The organism is Paenibacillus puldeungensis, from assembly GCF_042678945.1.
Classification (GTDB): domain Bacteria; phylum Bacillota; class Bacilli; order Paenibacillales; family Paenibacillaceae; genus Fontibacillus; species Fontibacillus puldeungensis.
On record NZ_JBHTLM010000019.1, the window covers coordinates 69,582 to 85,881 of the forward strand.

Below are 16,300 nucleotides of genomic sequence, written 5' to 3' on the forward strand. Positions count from 1 at the left end.
CTCTTCTTTCTCTTATTAATTAATAAAGTTCAATTGCACCAACAGTCGTTTTAGCATAACAGCGGCCTCGGCCCGAGTTGTATCCTTAGCAGGAGCCAGGCGGTCTGGTCCCGCTCCCTGCAGAATTCCTTCATGAACCGCGTAAGCCATAGCCGTTGCGGCCCATCCACTAACTTCCGAACGGTCCTTGAAGGCGGCTAGGGTATCTTCAGTCGCACCTTCATGAAGACTGCCTTGGACAAACTTGGCTGCGTTCGAAATCATAACCGCCATCTCCTCACGGGTAATTTGCCGGTTCGGTTGGAACTTATGATCGCTATAGCCGCTGACGATTTCAAATTTCACGGCTGCAGCAATCGATTCGTTTGCCCAGAAATCCGCTGGAACATCAGCAAATGCAGCCGTTTGACCATTGCCCACGAAAATCCCCAATGCTCTCACAAGCATGGCCGTAAACTCTGCTCTTGTTACAGGGGAATTCGGATCAAAGGTTTGAGTGTCCGTACCTTTCACAATCAATTTGTCCGCCAGCAGCTCAATGTCCGGTTTTGCCCAGTGGGTTGTCACATCGCCGAAGGATTTGTTCCATTCCATCACGGCATACGCGCTGTTGCCCATCCGTTTCATCACAGCTTTGGTTACTCCGTTTTCCGTCACGAAAACCGTAGGAACGAACACCGGATCGCCGGTTTCGGTATCGAAAAATACGCCGGTCGCATGGCTCGGATCAATCGTCCCCGCTACGGTCACGGTACGGGTCAGATATTGTCCCCCGAAATCCTTCACTTCCGTTGTCTTATCCCCCGAAGTTAACTCTACTTTGAATTCCACCGGCCCCGTCAACAGCTTACCGCCCGCTGCCACCGCTTTTACGTTGATTTCATCAGCGGTTTTGCCGGAAACGGATTCGATAGTTACCGTTACTTTCGCTCCATTGATGTCACCGCCGGAAGCTTTCATCCACTGATCAATATGAATCGCGGAAAGCGGTAATTCATATTCAGCTGCAGCGGTCTTGATGACGATCTTTGCATTCTTGCTGCTCTCCGCTGCCTGCGCTAGTGCTGCAGCAGGAAGCGCAACCTTGCTGACCTCCTCATTGCCGGATACCTTAATGATAACGGATGGCGCTGCATCAGATGAATTCAGTTTCGCCAAGGCAGCCGTCAATCCTTCCTTGCTTACCTCCAACACAACAGCTGTCCGCCCGTCTGCGGTTTGCACTGTTTTCTCTGTTCCTAGCTTACCTTTATCCACGTCCTTATTGACCGGGGGAGTGCTGCCTCCCGAAGTTTGGTTCGAAGGCGTACTGCCTCCCGTACTGCCTCCTGGAGTTTGATTCGAAGGCGCATTCTCAACTTTCACCGGTGCGCTCACGGAGGCAAACCCCTGCTTCGGTTCTTCCGAGGTTCCCGGAGTGACTTCAAACTTGAGATATTTTCCGTACTCCGCCGCCGTCACCTGATGGCTTCTGTCGGTTGCCCCGCTGATAGCTGTATAAGTTCCGTTAGCGGAAGACGAGATCAGCCAGCGGTATAACGAACCCGATTCTGCACTGCCGTTCCGGTCTCTGAAATCGTAGCTGCCATAGAGTACCGTTCCGACGGGCACGTCTGCCGCTGCAAGCTCCGCCGTTTTCTGACCGGTAATAGTAAAGTCCTTGATAGTAAAGCTTCCTGCCGCCTCCCCATTCCCCGGAGCCGCGAAGATGAGAATCTGCTGCAGGTCCGAAATATCATACGCTGAAACATCCCAATGCAGGGATTGCGCAGCTTCGCCTCCCGTAAAATCGAAGGTTTTCTCCACGTCGGAGCCCGCGGCCTTATCCAACTTCACCAGCAAGGTCACGTTTCCGGTAACGGTTGCGTTTACCTGACCGGCTGCAGTCACAGGATTCGACGGGTCCGTGTCGACACGGAAATTCGCCCAATCCGCATGGTTCTTGGCATATCGAACCATGATGCCGTTGGAATCCGCCGGAGTCAGCTTATAGACCCCGTCTCCCCCATCCTTCCAACCGCTGCCGTAGGTTTTAACCGCTCCAAGCTTAAAGCTGCCCGCATCGGAACCGTTGCCGGGAGCTGCAAAAACCAGCATTTTCTTAGCCCCGGCTATTGCTGCTTTCCCCGCGGAAACATCCCAATCGACGGTCTGCCATGTGTCGCCGCCGGTCAAATTGACGGATTTCTCAATGGAGCCACCGGTTCCTTCAAATTTGAACATCAGATTCGCATTTCCATAGACGCTCACCGTAACCCGGTTCGCACCGGCCAACAGGGAAGGATCAGCAATATCATGTTGGAGATAAGCCCATTCTTTACCGCCCTTGTTATAGTCAATCTTCCATACGGTTTCCCCGGTCTCCTGCGCATCCGGAGTTACAGTGAACACGCCGTCGCCTGAATCGGCCCAAACCGCCGGAACCGTTCGCTCAGCTATTCCCTGCATCGGCATCTGCACGGGAAGCTGCTTCTTCACCGTAACATTAGCGGCTGACGGACGGTCCAAATCCGCCTCTTGGATCACCCGGTTCGAAGCCGGGCTTACAACGGTTGTACCTGCATTCGGAGCGTGATTGGACATCGGCATCACTTCGAATTTCAAGAACTTGCCCGCATCCGCATCTGTCGGAGTATAGGTACGGGAATTCGCTCCGTCGATAGGAAGGAATACTCCATCCTGTGTGTCAGATCTCAACCAACGGTAAGCCGAGCCCTGCTCCAGGTCTCCGTTGGCGTCATAGTACTCATAGCTGCCGTACACCGGCGTCCCGACAACCGGGGCTTCATCCCGGGTAAGGTCCGCTTGCGAAGTTTTGATCACCTTGAAATTATCGATGTAGATCGTACCGGTCGAATGCTTGTAGGCAGGCTCGATAAACAGCAGGATCCTCTGCACATCGTTCAGTTCCTTTTTCAACTCAGAGATATTCCAGGTCAATGTCTGCCATTCCCCGTTCGTATCCCCTTTGAAGGTATGCTCGTGCTGGCCATTTACCTCTTCGAATTTCAGAATGAAGTTATAAGTTCCTTTTACGTCAAAGGATAAGGTGTCTCCCACAAAATACGGTTTTGTCGGATCAACAGTCCCCTTCAAATAAGCCCAATCGTACACGTCTTTATTGTAGTCAATTCTCAAAGCGTTGCTACCGTCCGGCGTCGCGGTGGGGTCTGGAGTGATCTTATAGACGCCATCGCCCGAGTCAACCCATCCCGGATTCACGTTGTGTCCGTCGAAATCGTCAATCACGGTAGCCGTCGTACTAGGAACGGTGGTAATTGTTGTGTTTTTGGCAATCGGCTCCGCACTCTCCACAGCTTGGGTTGGATCACTCTGCCGCGGCTTGCCGATCAAAGGCACTCCCGTATTCGGATCGGCAACTGATACCGGCGTTACCTCGAACTTCAGATAGCTTCCCAAGTCGGAGCTTTGTACCGTATAGGTTTTCGATTCCGCACCAGGAATCGGTTCGTAAGAACCGTCAATCTTGTCGGCTTTCAGCCAGCGGTACTTGGAATTTCCTTCATCAAGGCCTTCCGGTGAAAAATAATTGTAAGTCGCCGACAACGTGTTCCCCACAATCGGCTTGCCTTCAATCAGCAAATTGGATGCGGCTGGTCCCTTACCTTGGATCTGAATGTCATCTAGATAGAAAGTACCTCTCGTTTGCTCTTGACCGGGCGCTGCGAAAATCAAGATCTTCTTCGCAGCCTGAAGTTTAGCCTTCTCGTCTGCGGTAAGCACCCATTCCAGTTGGTGCCATTCATTTCCCGCTACGATGAAATTTTTCTCGATGGCGCCTGTGGAGGTTTCAAATTTTATCAGCAGGTTAGCATCGCCGTAAACAGAAGCTTTGACGGAATCGGAGGAAGCAAAGTTCTTTTCACCATCGAAAGCCGCCGAAAAATTGGCCCAAGTGTAGCTTCCTTTATCGAAATCCACCTTTAATGAGCCGGTACCGCTATGGGTAATGTTGGTCTCAGGAGTCAATACATAGGCTCCGTCCCCTCCGTCCGCCCATCCGGCGTGGTTGCGATTCCCTTCAAAATCATCGATCACCGTTGAGCCGATATGCAGCAGTCCCACTTTTTTCATACCGGCTTGCGCATATTTGTTTTGGTTCATCAAATTCCAGATCAAACCACTGCGATAGTTCTCGATCATGAGCAGCGTAATGCCTTTGTCGATACCGATAAAGTCCTTGCCGTACCAGCCGTCCTGGCTTACATCCAGGTTGTAGGCATCCTTCAAGCCGTACGGTCCGATCAGATTCGGATAAGAGTAATAATGGCGCAGAGCTGAGATCACTTCTTCAGGCGTAAATACGATAGAGCCGAGGGCGCCAGCAGGAGCAACAGTTCCGTCAATGCGGTGCTGGTCATTGCCGAAGCCCGAGGGTGCTGAACCGTATCTTCCTTCATAACCGTAAGGTCCGTCGGATGCGGTTAGTCCCCAAGCATCGGCGCCGAATGTCTTATATTTGCCCGCTCCGCTGCCACTGTGGTCGATGGCGTACTGTCTGCTGGTTTTGGTGGCAATAACGGAATTGTTCCACCAGCTGAGACCTTCCTTATCCACCATATTGCGCATATCGAACCATGCGAAGGAGAATTGGTGCGTAAAAATCGAGCCGAACCAGGAATGGATGAAGGACGGATAATCGCCGTAGGAGGCAGAATGTCTCTGAAAATCATAAAACATATCGGAATTAACCGGATGGGTCGGAGATGCGGTTCCCAGGAAATAGAGCATGAACTGCTCGCCATAGAAATCCCAATGTCCGCTGAATCCGTTCTCCGGAGAGTAGCCCATATAAAACTGGTTGTATTTATCGCCTGGTTTGGAATCCCGGTACCAATCCCACTCCACTTTGCGATACAACTGATCAGCCATATCCTTGATCTCGCCGCCAAAATATTCACCAGCCGACATAGCGCCGTTTATGGCGATGCCGGTGTCGACAATAGACAGCTCCGATGTTCCGCTTCGCCCAGCCGTATCCATATCCAAGAAGTGATAGAAGAAGCCGTGCTCTTGGGAAGCGTTATTCAACAGCGTGTTCAACGTGCCTCGGGTCCGCTCAAGTCCCTCTTCGCGAGTGATCCAGCCCCGGTCCACGCCGATGACGATGGCACTCAAGCCGAAGCCTACAGAGGCTACGCTGCTGTGTTTATAGGGATCAAGATCGGTACCCGATGCCCGGTCTCGAATCAGTCCGTATCCGGGACTCGAAGGATCGGTGTTCGCCTCCTTCCAGAAAAAATCGAAGGACTTGCGGCTTTCATAATCCAGCAGCTGGTCGTCCGTCATGGACGAAAAATCCGTCAGTTGCACTGCGGGTGATGCGTTCGTCTCGGCATACGTCTTGGACACGGATTGAAATGTGAAAGTAAATACCATGGTGAAAATCAAGATTGCAATAACAGGAAGTTTGATCATCTTCGAAGCTTTTCGGCTGGTAGCCTTCATTTTCGTACTCCTCTCCTCAATTGAGAAATCGCTTACAAAAACAGAAACGTTTCGATTTTTGTATCAAAAAATAAGAAAGAAATAAGCTAACTTTCTTCCTGTGCTTTGCTGCCGTCAAGTGTGTGCTAACTTGGCGACAATTGTTTATATTTATTGTTGGTTTCTCCTTTGTTATACCTCATGAGAGGGGTCTCCCATGGGCATCCACCTTCTAACCAAGCTTATCGAAACGTTTCGATTATATTACCCCTTTAGTATAAAATTTCCATCTCAAACTGTCAATTTATTTTTGGAAAACTTTGTTACTATTCTGTGATAATGAAGCTACGAGACAGGAATGGTTAAAGAGGGCTCTTGCTCTCAGTAGTTCTATAGATTCAAATATAAGAAAAACGCCTGACGGCGTCCTTTGAGTTAGCTTAGACTTCTACATTGGAGGGATGGGAGGGATGAGTATGGGTTTCACCCGCTGTTAAACTTTCCACCCATACCCATTCCCTCTTCTGTTCTACTCCTTGCCCCCTGCAGCTTTTTCAACATCTCACCGATCTATAGGCGTACTTTCAGGGGTGATCATCCGCAGTAGATGTATTTTATACATCTATTTCCGCACAAATTGAGGTTTTTGGAATTTTAATTGCATTTCGTACATCTAAAATGCAGCTATTAGCCTTGGCAGGTCCGTTTTGCTGATTTTAGCTGCACTTTCTGCATTTAAATGCTCAAAGGTTCCAAATAGGCGGGATTTAACTGTAGAAAATACATTTAGTTTGTAAATTCAATAATATTGAAAAAAACTCCCATTAAGGGAGTTTTCAAAGGACGTCCCAGGAACGATTCGAACGCTCGACCGACGGCTTAGAAGGCCGTTGCTCTATCCAGCTGAGCTACTGGGACATAAGATATTAAAAAAGGATGCGTTAATTATTATAGCGCATCCCCCTCATTTTTTCAAAGATGTTTTTGTGAAAAAAATGAAATTATCCTTGCTCCCTACGATTGGCTATGCCCTCGGAAGCTGCTCCTCCAGCTTAGCTGCGATCCCTTCATGCGAAAGGAGATTTTGCAAAAATTGCTTGCGCTGCACGGTTGGTTCCGGCCAGCCTCGGTCACCAAACAGCTCCTCCGGGACTACGGCGTATGCTTGGTGCATGCTGTTGTCGTACCAGTCGATCTCCAGGTCGGCATCGCTGCTGATCATTTTAATGATTTCGAATCCTTCCTCGCTCTCTGTACGAGCCAGATACACAAATAGTTCGGGATCGTTTACCGCTCCCGGCTTCACCTGAACCACAGCGCAAGGCCTTCCCTGGTGTTCCTCCGTCCGCCTAAATTGTGCGTCTTTGATATAATAACTGATTGGAAACTCCCCCCTTCATAAGCTATAGATCAATCCATCCTGTCTCCATAGCCAGACCTTGCAAGCTGTTCTTTAGTCTCCTCCGTACCTAACCGGTAAATCTCTCGGTACAAATTGTCCAGATGACGCTGATAGCCTTGACTGACTCCCTGCTCCGGCGTATCCGGCCAAGGATAAGTAAAGGCGAGAAAGCTATCTTCCTCATGCTGCTGGATTTGCTCCAGCATGCGGCCCAGCGTATCCGCCTCTTCAGCCGTCGCGCAAATCGTCCATTCGTAGGCCGTAGCTTCTCGATTTGCAAGCATGGAACGGCCTTGGACAGATACGTAATACAGCTTTCGATCCACCATATCCCCCTCCTACTTGTGGTCTACCATCCATAGTTTTCCTTAATGGACAGACATTTTATGCCTTGGTTCGGCATAATTTGTTAATACTTTTCACCCGGTCGGCAAACGGGGGCGTAAAGCAATGCAGAGAGGAGAAAGCAAAATGTGCGGAATAACCGGCTTTATCGAGTGGAACCGGGATTTGACCAAAGAATCGGAGCTTGTGCTCTCTATGACATCCTGTCTGGAGAAACGTGGACCCGATGCAGAGGGAACCTGGATCTCTGGCCCGTGTGCCTTCGGCCATCGGCGTCTTAGTGTGATGGACCCCGAGAACGGGGCTCAGCCGATGATCATACATGAAGAGGATGCTGTGTTTACCATTGTATATAACGGAGAAATATACAACGCTCCGGAGTTAAAAGCGGAGCTCGGACGAAGAGGCCGTTCCTTTAAAACGAATTGCGACACGGAGGTCCTGCTCCAGTCGTATATCGAATGGGGCCCGGATTGCGTACACCGTTTGAACGGTATATTCGCATTTGCCGTTTGGGATAGCGTAAGAGAGCACGTTTTCTTTGCTCGGGACCGTCTTGGCGTAAAGCCATTATTTTACAGTGAAGTGGATGGTACGCTCATTTTTGGATCCGAGCCGAAAGCGATATTACGTCACCCGAAGGTTGAAGCCGTAGTCGGGCCGGAAGGGCTGGCTGAAATTTTTGTAATCGGCCCCGCTCGTACGCCAGGTCAAGGAGTTTATAAAGATATTAAAGAGCTCCGCCCCGGCCATATGATGATATTTAGCCGTGCCGGGCTGCGTAAGCTGGTGTACTGGAAGCTGGAAGCGGAGCCCCATACGGATAATGTTGAAGAAACGGCGGCCAATATACGCAGCTTGCTGCAGGACACCATGGAGCGGCAGCTCATCTCCGATGTGCCGGTATGTACGCTGCTGTCGGGGGGGCTTGATTCCAGCGCACTCACCGCACTCGCCGTAGACTATTACAAACGGACCGGCCAGGGCCAGGTCCATACGTATTCCATAGATTACGTCGATAACGACAAGCATTTTAAAGCCCATAGCTACCAGCCTGGAGCGGACGGTCCTTGGATCAAGCGAATGATAGAGGAACTCAAAACAGAGCATCATTTCATTACTTTTGACACGCCTGAGCTCGTCGCCGCTCTGCCCGATTCGACGAATGCCCGCGATCTCCCCGGAATGGCCGATGTGGACGCTTCCCTGCTGCTGTTTTGCCGTGAAATTAAAAAAGGGGCTACCGTTGCCATCTCCGGCGAAGCCGCGGATGAGGTGTTTGGCGGATATCCTTGGTTCCACCGGGAAGAGCTTCTGAACTCCGGCACCTTTCCATGGTCCGTTGCCACCGGTCTCCGCGCCGACCTTCTTGCTCCGGAAATTCGCGAGTGGATCAAGCCGGAAGAGTATATTGCGGATCGGTACAGCGAAGCCATAGCCGAGGCACCACAATTGAACAGTGAAACTGCGGAACAGGCCCGAATGCGGGTGATGTCCTACCTGAACATAACCCGTTTTATGCCAACGCTGCTGGACCGAAAGGATCGCATGAGTATGGCGGCCGGCTTGGAAGTACGTGTTCCTTACTGTGACCACCGGCTCGTGCAATATGTCTGGAACATTCCGTGGGAAATCAAAACGGTGGGTGGCCGGGAAAAAGGTATTTTGCGTAAGGCGCTCACGGATGTGCTTCCGGAGGATGTGCTGTATCGCAAAAAAAGCCCCTTCCCGAAGACCCACAACCCCAACTATTTAACCGCCGTTCGAAATGACATGCTCGCTATTTTGGATAATCCCGCTTCGCCGATCTTAAAGCTGATCAATGCCGACAAAATCCGGGCCATTGCCGCTTCGGAGGAATCGTCCTCCAACCTTCCTTGGTTCGGTCAACTCATGTCCGGTCCACAGCTGTTCGCTTATTTGACCCAAGTGAATCACTGGCTGACGAATTACAACGTAGCTATTCGCTAATTCTGAGGATAATACGTAGGCTGAAAAAAAAGCGCAAGCACAGGAGACAAATCCCCTGCTGCTTGCGCTTTGATGCTTATAAATTAAAGCCGTATCGTTTATGCGTGATGTTCCGTCCGCTTAGCCGCGTCCGCGTATTTCCTAACGGACTCTCCTTTAATGAGCGTTACATAGATGCGTTCATGGTCCACCTGTTCCCCAGCCAAAATTTTTATCAACTGCTCCGAGGCAAGTGCTCCCCATTTCCGTTTGGAATAGTTGATCGTTGCCAGACGCGGTTGCATGTAATTGGTCAACTCGATATTATCGAAGCCGATCAGATGGATATGCTCACCGACCTTCAGATCCGTTTCCGCAATACGGTTGCAGAAGCCGATGGCCATTTCGTCATTCATACAGAAGACGGCCGCAGGCCCGTTATACTCATTGATGACCTGCTCGGCAGCCCGCTCACCACCGCTTTTCTTGAAATTGCCGACGATTTCGATCCATTCCACGTCTCCAGCGCGATCCGCTACCATCCTTACGGCCTTCATCCGCTGATTGGAGTCGAACGAGCCCTCCGGTCCGGACACGATATAAATTTTCTTATGGCCCATTTCAAGCAAAAATTCTGTGGCTAAGGTCGCTCCCGCTTTGTTGTCCAGCAGCACCTGATTGATGTTGGGGTGATCCAGCTCCCGGTCCAGCACGACAATCTTACTGTTGCGTTCTGCATACGTAAGCAGTTCCTCGCTCGTAAACGTCTGATCCAAAATGATGGCCCCATCGATCATTTGCTCCGGCAGCATCCGGTGCGACCTCTTCCCGCTGCACACGATCAGATCATACCCTTGTGCATTGCAAACTTCCTTCATCCCATCCAGAAGATCCCCGTAGACGTCGCCTTTAAAGTCCGTTAGAAATACACCTAAAATTCTAGATTCGCGCTTCTTTAACGTTCTGGCGGCCGCATTCGGGACATAATTCAGCTCTTTGGCGATCGCCAAAATTTTAGAACTGGTTTCATCCGTGACTTTGCTGCTTCCGTTCAGGGCATAAGATACCGTTGAAATGGAAACCCCGGCTTTTTTAGCGATATCCTTAATACTAACCAATGTTCCTCGCCCCTCTGCTTGTAAACCATTCCTTGGTCCTAATTAAACAGACGCTTGACACCTATATAATGGAAATCCGTTATGTTTACCTTAAGTTTTTTACAGAAAAATCTCAACTATATTGTTATGCTGCCTCATGGACTGCTCAAATTCTTTGCGGCAAATTTGGAAACCTCCGAGGCGATAAGGATTTGCGATTCGCTCCGCGGCAACCACCTTGCCGTTTACGATCACTTTTGGATCTGCGGCTTCCGATAGATGATAAATAAACGTCACATCCACACCGTCATAGCGGAATTCAAAGTGCAGGCCATCCAATGTCGGTGGCAGCACCGGATCAATCACCAGGTCCTCCAGCTCCTGCCGGATTCCAAGCGCATTCGAAATGAGCTGATTCATGTAAATTCCCGGTCCGCTGGAATAAATCCGCCATCCGCCTTTCACTTGAACACTTCCGGTCCGAAGATCATTGAAATTCTCCTGAGCATCATAACGCGTATTAAATTTTCCATCCGAGCTGCTGAAGTAAGAGTTACTTTGCCGCAGCGCTGCATTAGGCACTACATCGCGAATGCCGATTGGATTAATCACCTTCAACCCGTTCCATACATCGTCCGCGCAGCCTATTTTGGCCATCGCTTCGACGAAGCGGATGTGGGCATGCACATACTGCAAACCAACTTCACGTCCAAAGTTAGACGCCTGCTCCGCTCGCTTGAAGTGCGAGCTCACGCCTCCAGCATATTGAGCCGGTCGATCCATCAGGCGAACGCCGTCCGGGAAGAACAGCTTTTCCTTGATCAGATCATAATGGAAGCGGGCGCGTTCCGGATCAAGCAGCTCAGCGATCATGCTCCGTGTCATGGGAAGCAGCCGATATTTAATGCCGGTTTCTTCATCCGTCGGATGCAGCATCCGCTTAGCCTCGGCCGGATCCTCCATGTAAAGGAATCCAGGAATCACTTCCGTGCTGAGCATGTATTTTTCATAATCGCGTTTGATGCCCATGGCCATATCCTTCAGCTCGGCTGCGAGCTTAGGTTCAGCGGATTTCAGCACGCTTGAAAACTGAGCCATGACCTGATAAGTCAAAGCAACGGTCCAACTGCTGACCATATAGCGCTTGAGCTGGGCGTTCGCGGGTTGAAGCGTATCGTCCCAATCCCCGTCTCCATAATTGGACAAATAGGTATTATGCATAAAGTGGTTACGGATATATTCTATTTCCTTCTTCACATGATCCAGAATTGTAGCTTCTTCCTCGCTGAAGTGGAACTTGTGCTTCACGGTATATGGAACTTTCTCCGTCAGGATGCTGAAATCCCGGGTGGCGTGCAAGTAATCGCTGAGCACCTTAAGCGGCCATACGATGATGTCGCCGTGGCTTTCCTCCTGCTGAACCTTGTAATAACGGTCGAACATAAACCATTGCGGCCAGTTGCCGTCATCCATGTATTGATGGGAGTAGACCATTTTCAAAATATCGCGAACCTGTTCGAATTTTTGAGTCGCCATAAAATATTCGACAGGACCTTGGCAGACGTCCCGTGTCCCCCAAGCTGCACCGCCATACTGTTCAAGTCCGTGTGGAACCGAGTAATGAACAAGCATGTTATGGGTATACCACCATGCCAAGGCGTTAAACTTGAACAGCTCCTGTCCTTCCGCCCCTTGTTCGTCGGTCAATCGGAAACCGTTCATCACATCTCGGTAGAACTCCCGGTACTTCGCAATTTCTTCATCCACATGACATTCTCTAGTCGGAATGCTTTCTCCTTCAAGCAATCCTTGCATCACTAAGGTCCATTCACTGCTTTTTTCAAGCTGCAGTACAACTAGGGAAGCATCCCCCGGTTGAACGCCGCTTGCCAGCATGGTTTCGTCGCCAATAACTGTCTTCGCTCCATCGACCCACATCCGGTATTGAAGATTAGGGTAGGCTTCCGCCCGAAGCTCATCCTGAGCGCCGTAAAAGGTCAAGCACCCGTTTGCTTCCGTCATGTGCACCGGGGTTTCGTATTCGTTTACGTTCATCGTCACCTGATTGGTGACCAGAAATTTATAAGCTTTTCCGCTTTCCGAGCAAACGTGCAGCCGAACTTCAGGGGTATCGACCGTAGTGAAATTGGTAATGACCAGCATGTCATCGGCCATTTTGTAGTACCAGCGTACATAGTTAAAGCCCATTTCAAATAACGATGGCATGGTCATCAGGTGGTATTTGCCTTCCATTTCCACATAAATACGCTGACCTGCCGTCTTCGGTATGTTCAGGGCGCCGCGGGCGTTGCTCATCATTTTATTAAAGTTGGTATTACCCACCACCAAATGAGAGTTAAAAATACCATATATATAGGAAGTTGTTGTGATGACCTTCTCGCCTAGCCTCACATTGTTACCGCTCATGAGAATGTGCCCATGCGGCCGTTCGACGAGCAGTTCTTTGTCCTTGAGAACCACATGCTCGTACGTATCTGTAAAGAAAGCTAGCAGCCGATCTTGATCCACTTCCTCCTGATGTCTCTTTTGCTTCGGAAAACGCGCGTTTAGTTCATCGTTGGTAAGTGCAACCGTTTGAAGAGGTTCGCCAATATATTCCTTCAGCTGCGTCTTCGGCAACTCGTGCGGCGCTGGCTGTTGTCCGGCAGCTTCCGTTTTCGCTTGGTGCGCCTCCCAAGCCTCTAGCGCCTCTTCATGATATTTCAGCTCTGTGACCGCCTCCGGATGATCCGGCTTGAACAGTCCGTAGAATACAAACTGTGCTTCACCATCCAGGGAGACCCGTTCCGATTGTAGTGCGGTATAGGCAAACTCGTACTGATAAACCTCATTCGCGAGTGTAGGCTGGCTTAAGCAAGCGGGTACATTCGTTTCCTTATAGGACAACCCGAAGAACTGGAAACCGTCGGTGGAAAAAGCCGCCGCACGGGTCAGCGAACCTTGCTGAATGTAAGGAAATGCCCCGCCCTGCGGCTGGTTTTGACGAGAGCACACCACATAACCGTAATTCTCGTCCTTGAACACCTGCTGGTCGATGTATTGGGATAGATATGCTTCGTTGCTGCGTACTGCACCAACATCCGCATTTCCGATGTCTTGGCCATAAATGACGTCAATCGTGCTGCCGTCCCCAATGACTTTCACATCCCAGAACCAGATGCCTTGTGCCGATAAAGAAAAGCTAACGCTGTATTTAATATTTTCCACAGCGCCTTTCCAGAAAATGCAGCCATCACCGACGCTAACCGTGCTGCTAGAGTGGATACCCAGCAGAGGGTAAAAGCGAATACCGGATTCCGCATGGATTCGCAGATATATATTGTTCAGCGACCCGTCCACGGGGCTCGTCATCAACTGATTGATCATTGTGTTGCCGCTGACAGCCTGAAACAAATCTCCGCTCTCCCAAAATGTAAAGCGCAAATCTCCAGCCTGAACATGCAGTTTGGAATTCGTTATGGTTGTCATGTATGTGTACTCCTCCTATCCCGTAAGGTACAGCCGACTTTTTCAACACGGCTGTGCCTCAAGGCAGCTTGCTATATTTTCATTTTTCATCCTGCAGTGGCAGGTTCAAATCAAATTAACCGAAAGGCATGCTCCTGAGTATCGCGGCTGTTAGGTCCCACGAAAACCTGGAACTTGCCCGGATCGCTGGCAAATGTCAGATCGGAATGATGATACCGAAGCTGCTCCTCCGTCACTGTAAAGACAGCTTCGGCGCTTTCCCCGGGCGCAAGCGCAAGCCGAACAAATCCCTTAAGCTCGCGCATTGGCCGAACAACATCACCAGTGACATCGCGAATATAGAGCTGCACAGTTTCCACACCGGCTCTGTCGCCTGTATTGGTTACCGATACACTCACCTTAAGCGGCTGCTCGGACGTGAGTCCCTCCGAGGAGAGCTTCAGCTCACCGTATACGAACGTAGTGTAAGAAAGGCCAAAGCCAAACGGCAGCAACGGTTCATTCGGGCTGTCAATATATTTGGAAACATAACGTTCTTCAGTTTTGCTTGGATTCAGCGGACGGCCCGTATTGAAATGGTTGTAGTAAACCGGGATCTGACCGACTGACTGCGGAAAAGACATCGTGAGCCGGGCCGAAGGGTTGATCCGCCCGAGCAAAATATCCGCAAGAGCGGCGCCTCCCTCACTGCCCGGGAACCAAGCTTCCAATAACGCATCGACCTTATCCAATAAGCCGTGCAAATCCAGAGGACGGCCGTTAAATAATACCGCGGCCAGCGGTTTCCGGAGCGTTTTCAGCTGACACACCAGCTCAAGCTGGGCTTCGGGAAGACGAATATCGGTGCGTGAACCGCCCTCTCCGCTCATCTCGCTGTTTTCTCCTAAGGCGAGTACGATGACGTCGGCTTCACGAGCCGTTTCCATCGCTTCCTTTAACTGCTGCGAGCTCATGCTGTGAATCGAGCTGCCTTCCGCGATAAGCAGTTGCCCTGCCGGAAGGCGTTCCTCCAGTGCCGTTCCCAGCTTCACAGCATCTTCCTTCACGCCGATGCAGGACCACCATCCGAGAATGTCATCACTTTGAGCGAATGGACCGATCAAAGCTATTTTCTTGTCTGACCCTAGCGGCAGCAGGCTGCCTTCATTTTTCAGCAGTACGCTGGACTTCGCTGCCAGCTCATAAGAAACGTTTCGATGCTCTTCGCTGAACAGTACTTCACGTTCCCGTTCCGGATCGGCTCCCCGATACGGATTGTCGAACAGGCCGAGCTTATCCTTCAAGCGCAATATACGCAGTACTGCCTCGTCGATAAGAGCCTCATCCACATGGCTGTTCTTGATAAGCTCCGGAAGATGGTGCATATAACACGGGGTCATCATTTCAATGTCCACACCGGCTCGAATCGCGCGGTACGCGGCCTCGCGATCATCCTCCGCGGCTCCGTGAGCAATCATTTCGCGAAGGGAAGCCCAGTCGGAGATGACCACCCCGTCAAAGCCCCATTCGTCCCGCAAAATACCTCGCATCAATTTCTCGTTCCCAGTAGCGGGAATTCCGTCCACAGTGTTGAACGACGTCATCACCATTTCGCAGCCTTCGTCCAGCGCCGCCTTATAAGCCGGCAAATACTGTTCGCGAAGATTGCGCTCGGACATGTTTACCGTGTTATATTCACGCCCGCCTTCAGGAGCGCCGTAAGCGGCAAAATGCTTCACACATGCGGCCAGCCGCTCAGGCTCCTCCTTCAAATTGCTCCCCTGATAACCTCGCACAAAGGCTCTAGCGAACAAACCGTTCAAGTACGGGTCTTCGCCTGTCGACTCCATAACCCGGCCCCAGCGCGGGTCCCTAACCAAATCCACCATCGGCGCGAACGTGACATGAATGCCGGATACCGCAGATTCTTTCGCGGCTATTTCGGCGCTTTTCTCAGCGAGTTCTAAATCCCACGAGCAGCCGATCGCAAGTGGAATCGGAAATATCGTTTTGAAGCCATGGATGACATCGGCCATAAATAACAGCGGAATGCCTAGCCGGCTTTGGCTCAGGTAGGTTTTCTGCACGTCGATGATTGCCTGCGCACCCGATAAGCCAAGTACAGAGCCGCTCGCGGCCACCATCGATTCCGTGATGCCCATCTCTTCCATCGGCCCAGTGACTTGGCCTTCGCTCTCCGTGCCTTCATGAAAATGGGCGGTAAGCTGAAGCAACTGGGCCACCTTCTCTTCAAGAGTCATTTGGCGAACCAGGTCGGTTAACTGCCGGTTATACATTTCTAGTTCCTCCACACCACATATTAATAAGAAAAAAATAGCTTGCATCCTTGGAAAGTCAGCCATTCTCAACGAGTCGTTCCCATAAGTTCTTCAAACTTGCCTCGCGGATCGTTTTAAAGCTCTTTCCAGATCAAGCCCCTATCTCCTTTCTCAGGAGCTTGCACAAAACCCGCTTGGTTATAAGTGTTTCACTACTATGCTGTCTGCTGCGGTTCGGATAGCCTCTATACAGAGCTGCCCGAGGTTGTGCAAATTCCTCATTTAGAAGAGCCATGCACATATCACATTTG

General features: G+C 50.6%; 7 protein-coding genes and 1 tRNA gene. 1 reads left to right on the forward strand and 7 read right to left on the reverse strand.

What is annotated here, in order from left to right; translation table 11 throughout:
- Positions 1-15: 15 nt before the first annotated feature.
- The 4 genes from ACFQ3W_RS20775 to ACFQ3W_RS20790 form a co-directional block, all read right to left on the reverse strand.
- Entirely contained in the window at positions 16-5,469 is a 5,454-nt protein-coding gene (locus tag ACFQ3W_RS20775; RefSeq protein ID WP_379321151.1) for a glucoamylase family protein, read from the reverse strand.
- An 823-nt stretch (positions 5,470-6,292) separates the two neighbouring features.
- Positions 6,293-6,366 (reverse strand) — tRNA-Arg (locus ACFQ3W_RS20780).
- A 106-nt stretch (positions 6,367-6,472) separates the two neighbouring features.
- A complete protein-coding gene (locus ACFQ3W_RS20785) occupies positions 6,473-6,763 on the reverse strand; it encodes a hypothetical protein (protein WP_379321152.1) in 291 nt (96 codons plus the stop codon).
- A gap of 95 nt (positions 6,764-6,858) precedes the next feature.
- The gene (locus ACFQ3W_RS20790; RefSeq protein ID WP_379321153.1) at positions 6,859-7,179 is read right to left on the reverse strand and encodes a hypothetical protein; all 321 of its coding nucleotides are present in this window, start codon (positions 7,177-7,179) and stop codon (positions 6,859-6,861) included.
- Positions 7,180-7,321: 142 nt separating this feature from the next.
- Here ACFQ3W_RS20790 and asnB point away from each other — a divergent pair, with 142 nt between their 5' ends.
- Entirely contained in the window at positions 7,322-9,166 is a 1,845-nt protein-coding gene (gene asnB / locus ACFQ3W_RS20795; protein WP_379321171.1) for an asparagine synthase (glutamine-hydrolyzing), read from the forward strand.
- A 98-nt stretch (positions 9,167-9,264) separates the two neighbouring features.
- Here asnB and ACFQ3W_RS20800 read toward each other — a convergent pair whose 3' ends face one another.
- From ACFQ3W_RS20800 to ACFQ3W_RS20810, 3 genes are all read right to left on the reverse strand, one after another.
- Positions 9,265-10,263: a LacI family DNA-binding transcriptional regulator gene (locus ACFQ3W_RS20800; protein WP_379321154.1), complete on the reverse strand. Its 999-nt coding sequence runs from the start codon at positions 10,261-10,263 to the stop codon at positions 9,265-9,267.
- A 99-nt stretch (positions 10,264-10,362) separates the two neighbouring features.
- Positions 10,363-13,731 carry a GH36-type glycosyl hydrolase domain-containing protein gene (locus ACFQ3W_RS20805; protein ID WP_379321155.1) on the reverse strand — a complete coding sequence of 1,123 codons (3,369 nt, stop codon included), beginning with the start codon at positions 13,729-13,731 and terminating at the stop codon, positions 10,363-10,365.
- A 110-nt stretch (positions 13,732-13,841) separates the two neighbouring features.
- Complete coding sequence (locus tag ACFQ3W_RS20810; RefSeq protein ID WP_379321156.1) at positions 13,842-16,007, reverse strand: glycoside hydrolase family 3 N-terminal domain-containing protein; 2,166 nt, start codon at positions 16,005-16,007, stop codon at positions 13,842-13,844.
- Positions 16,008-16,300: the final 293 nt, after the last annotated feature.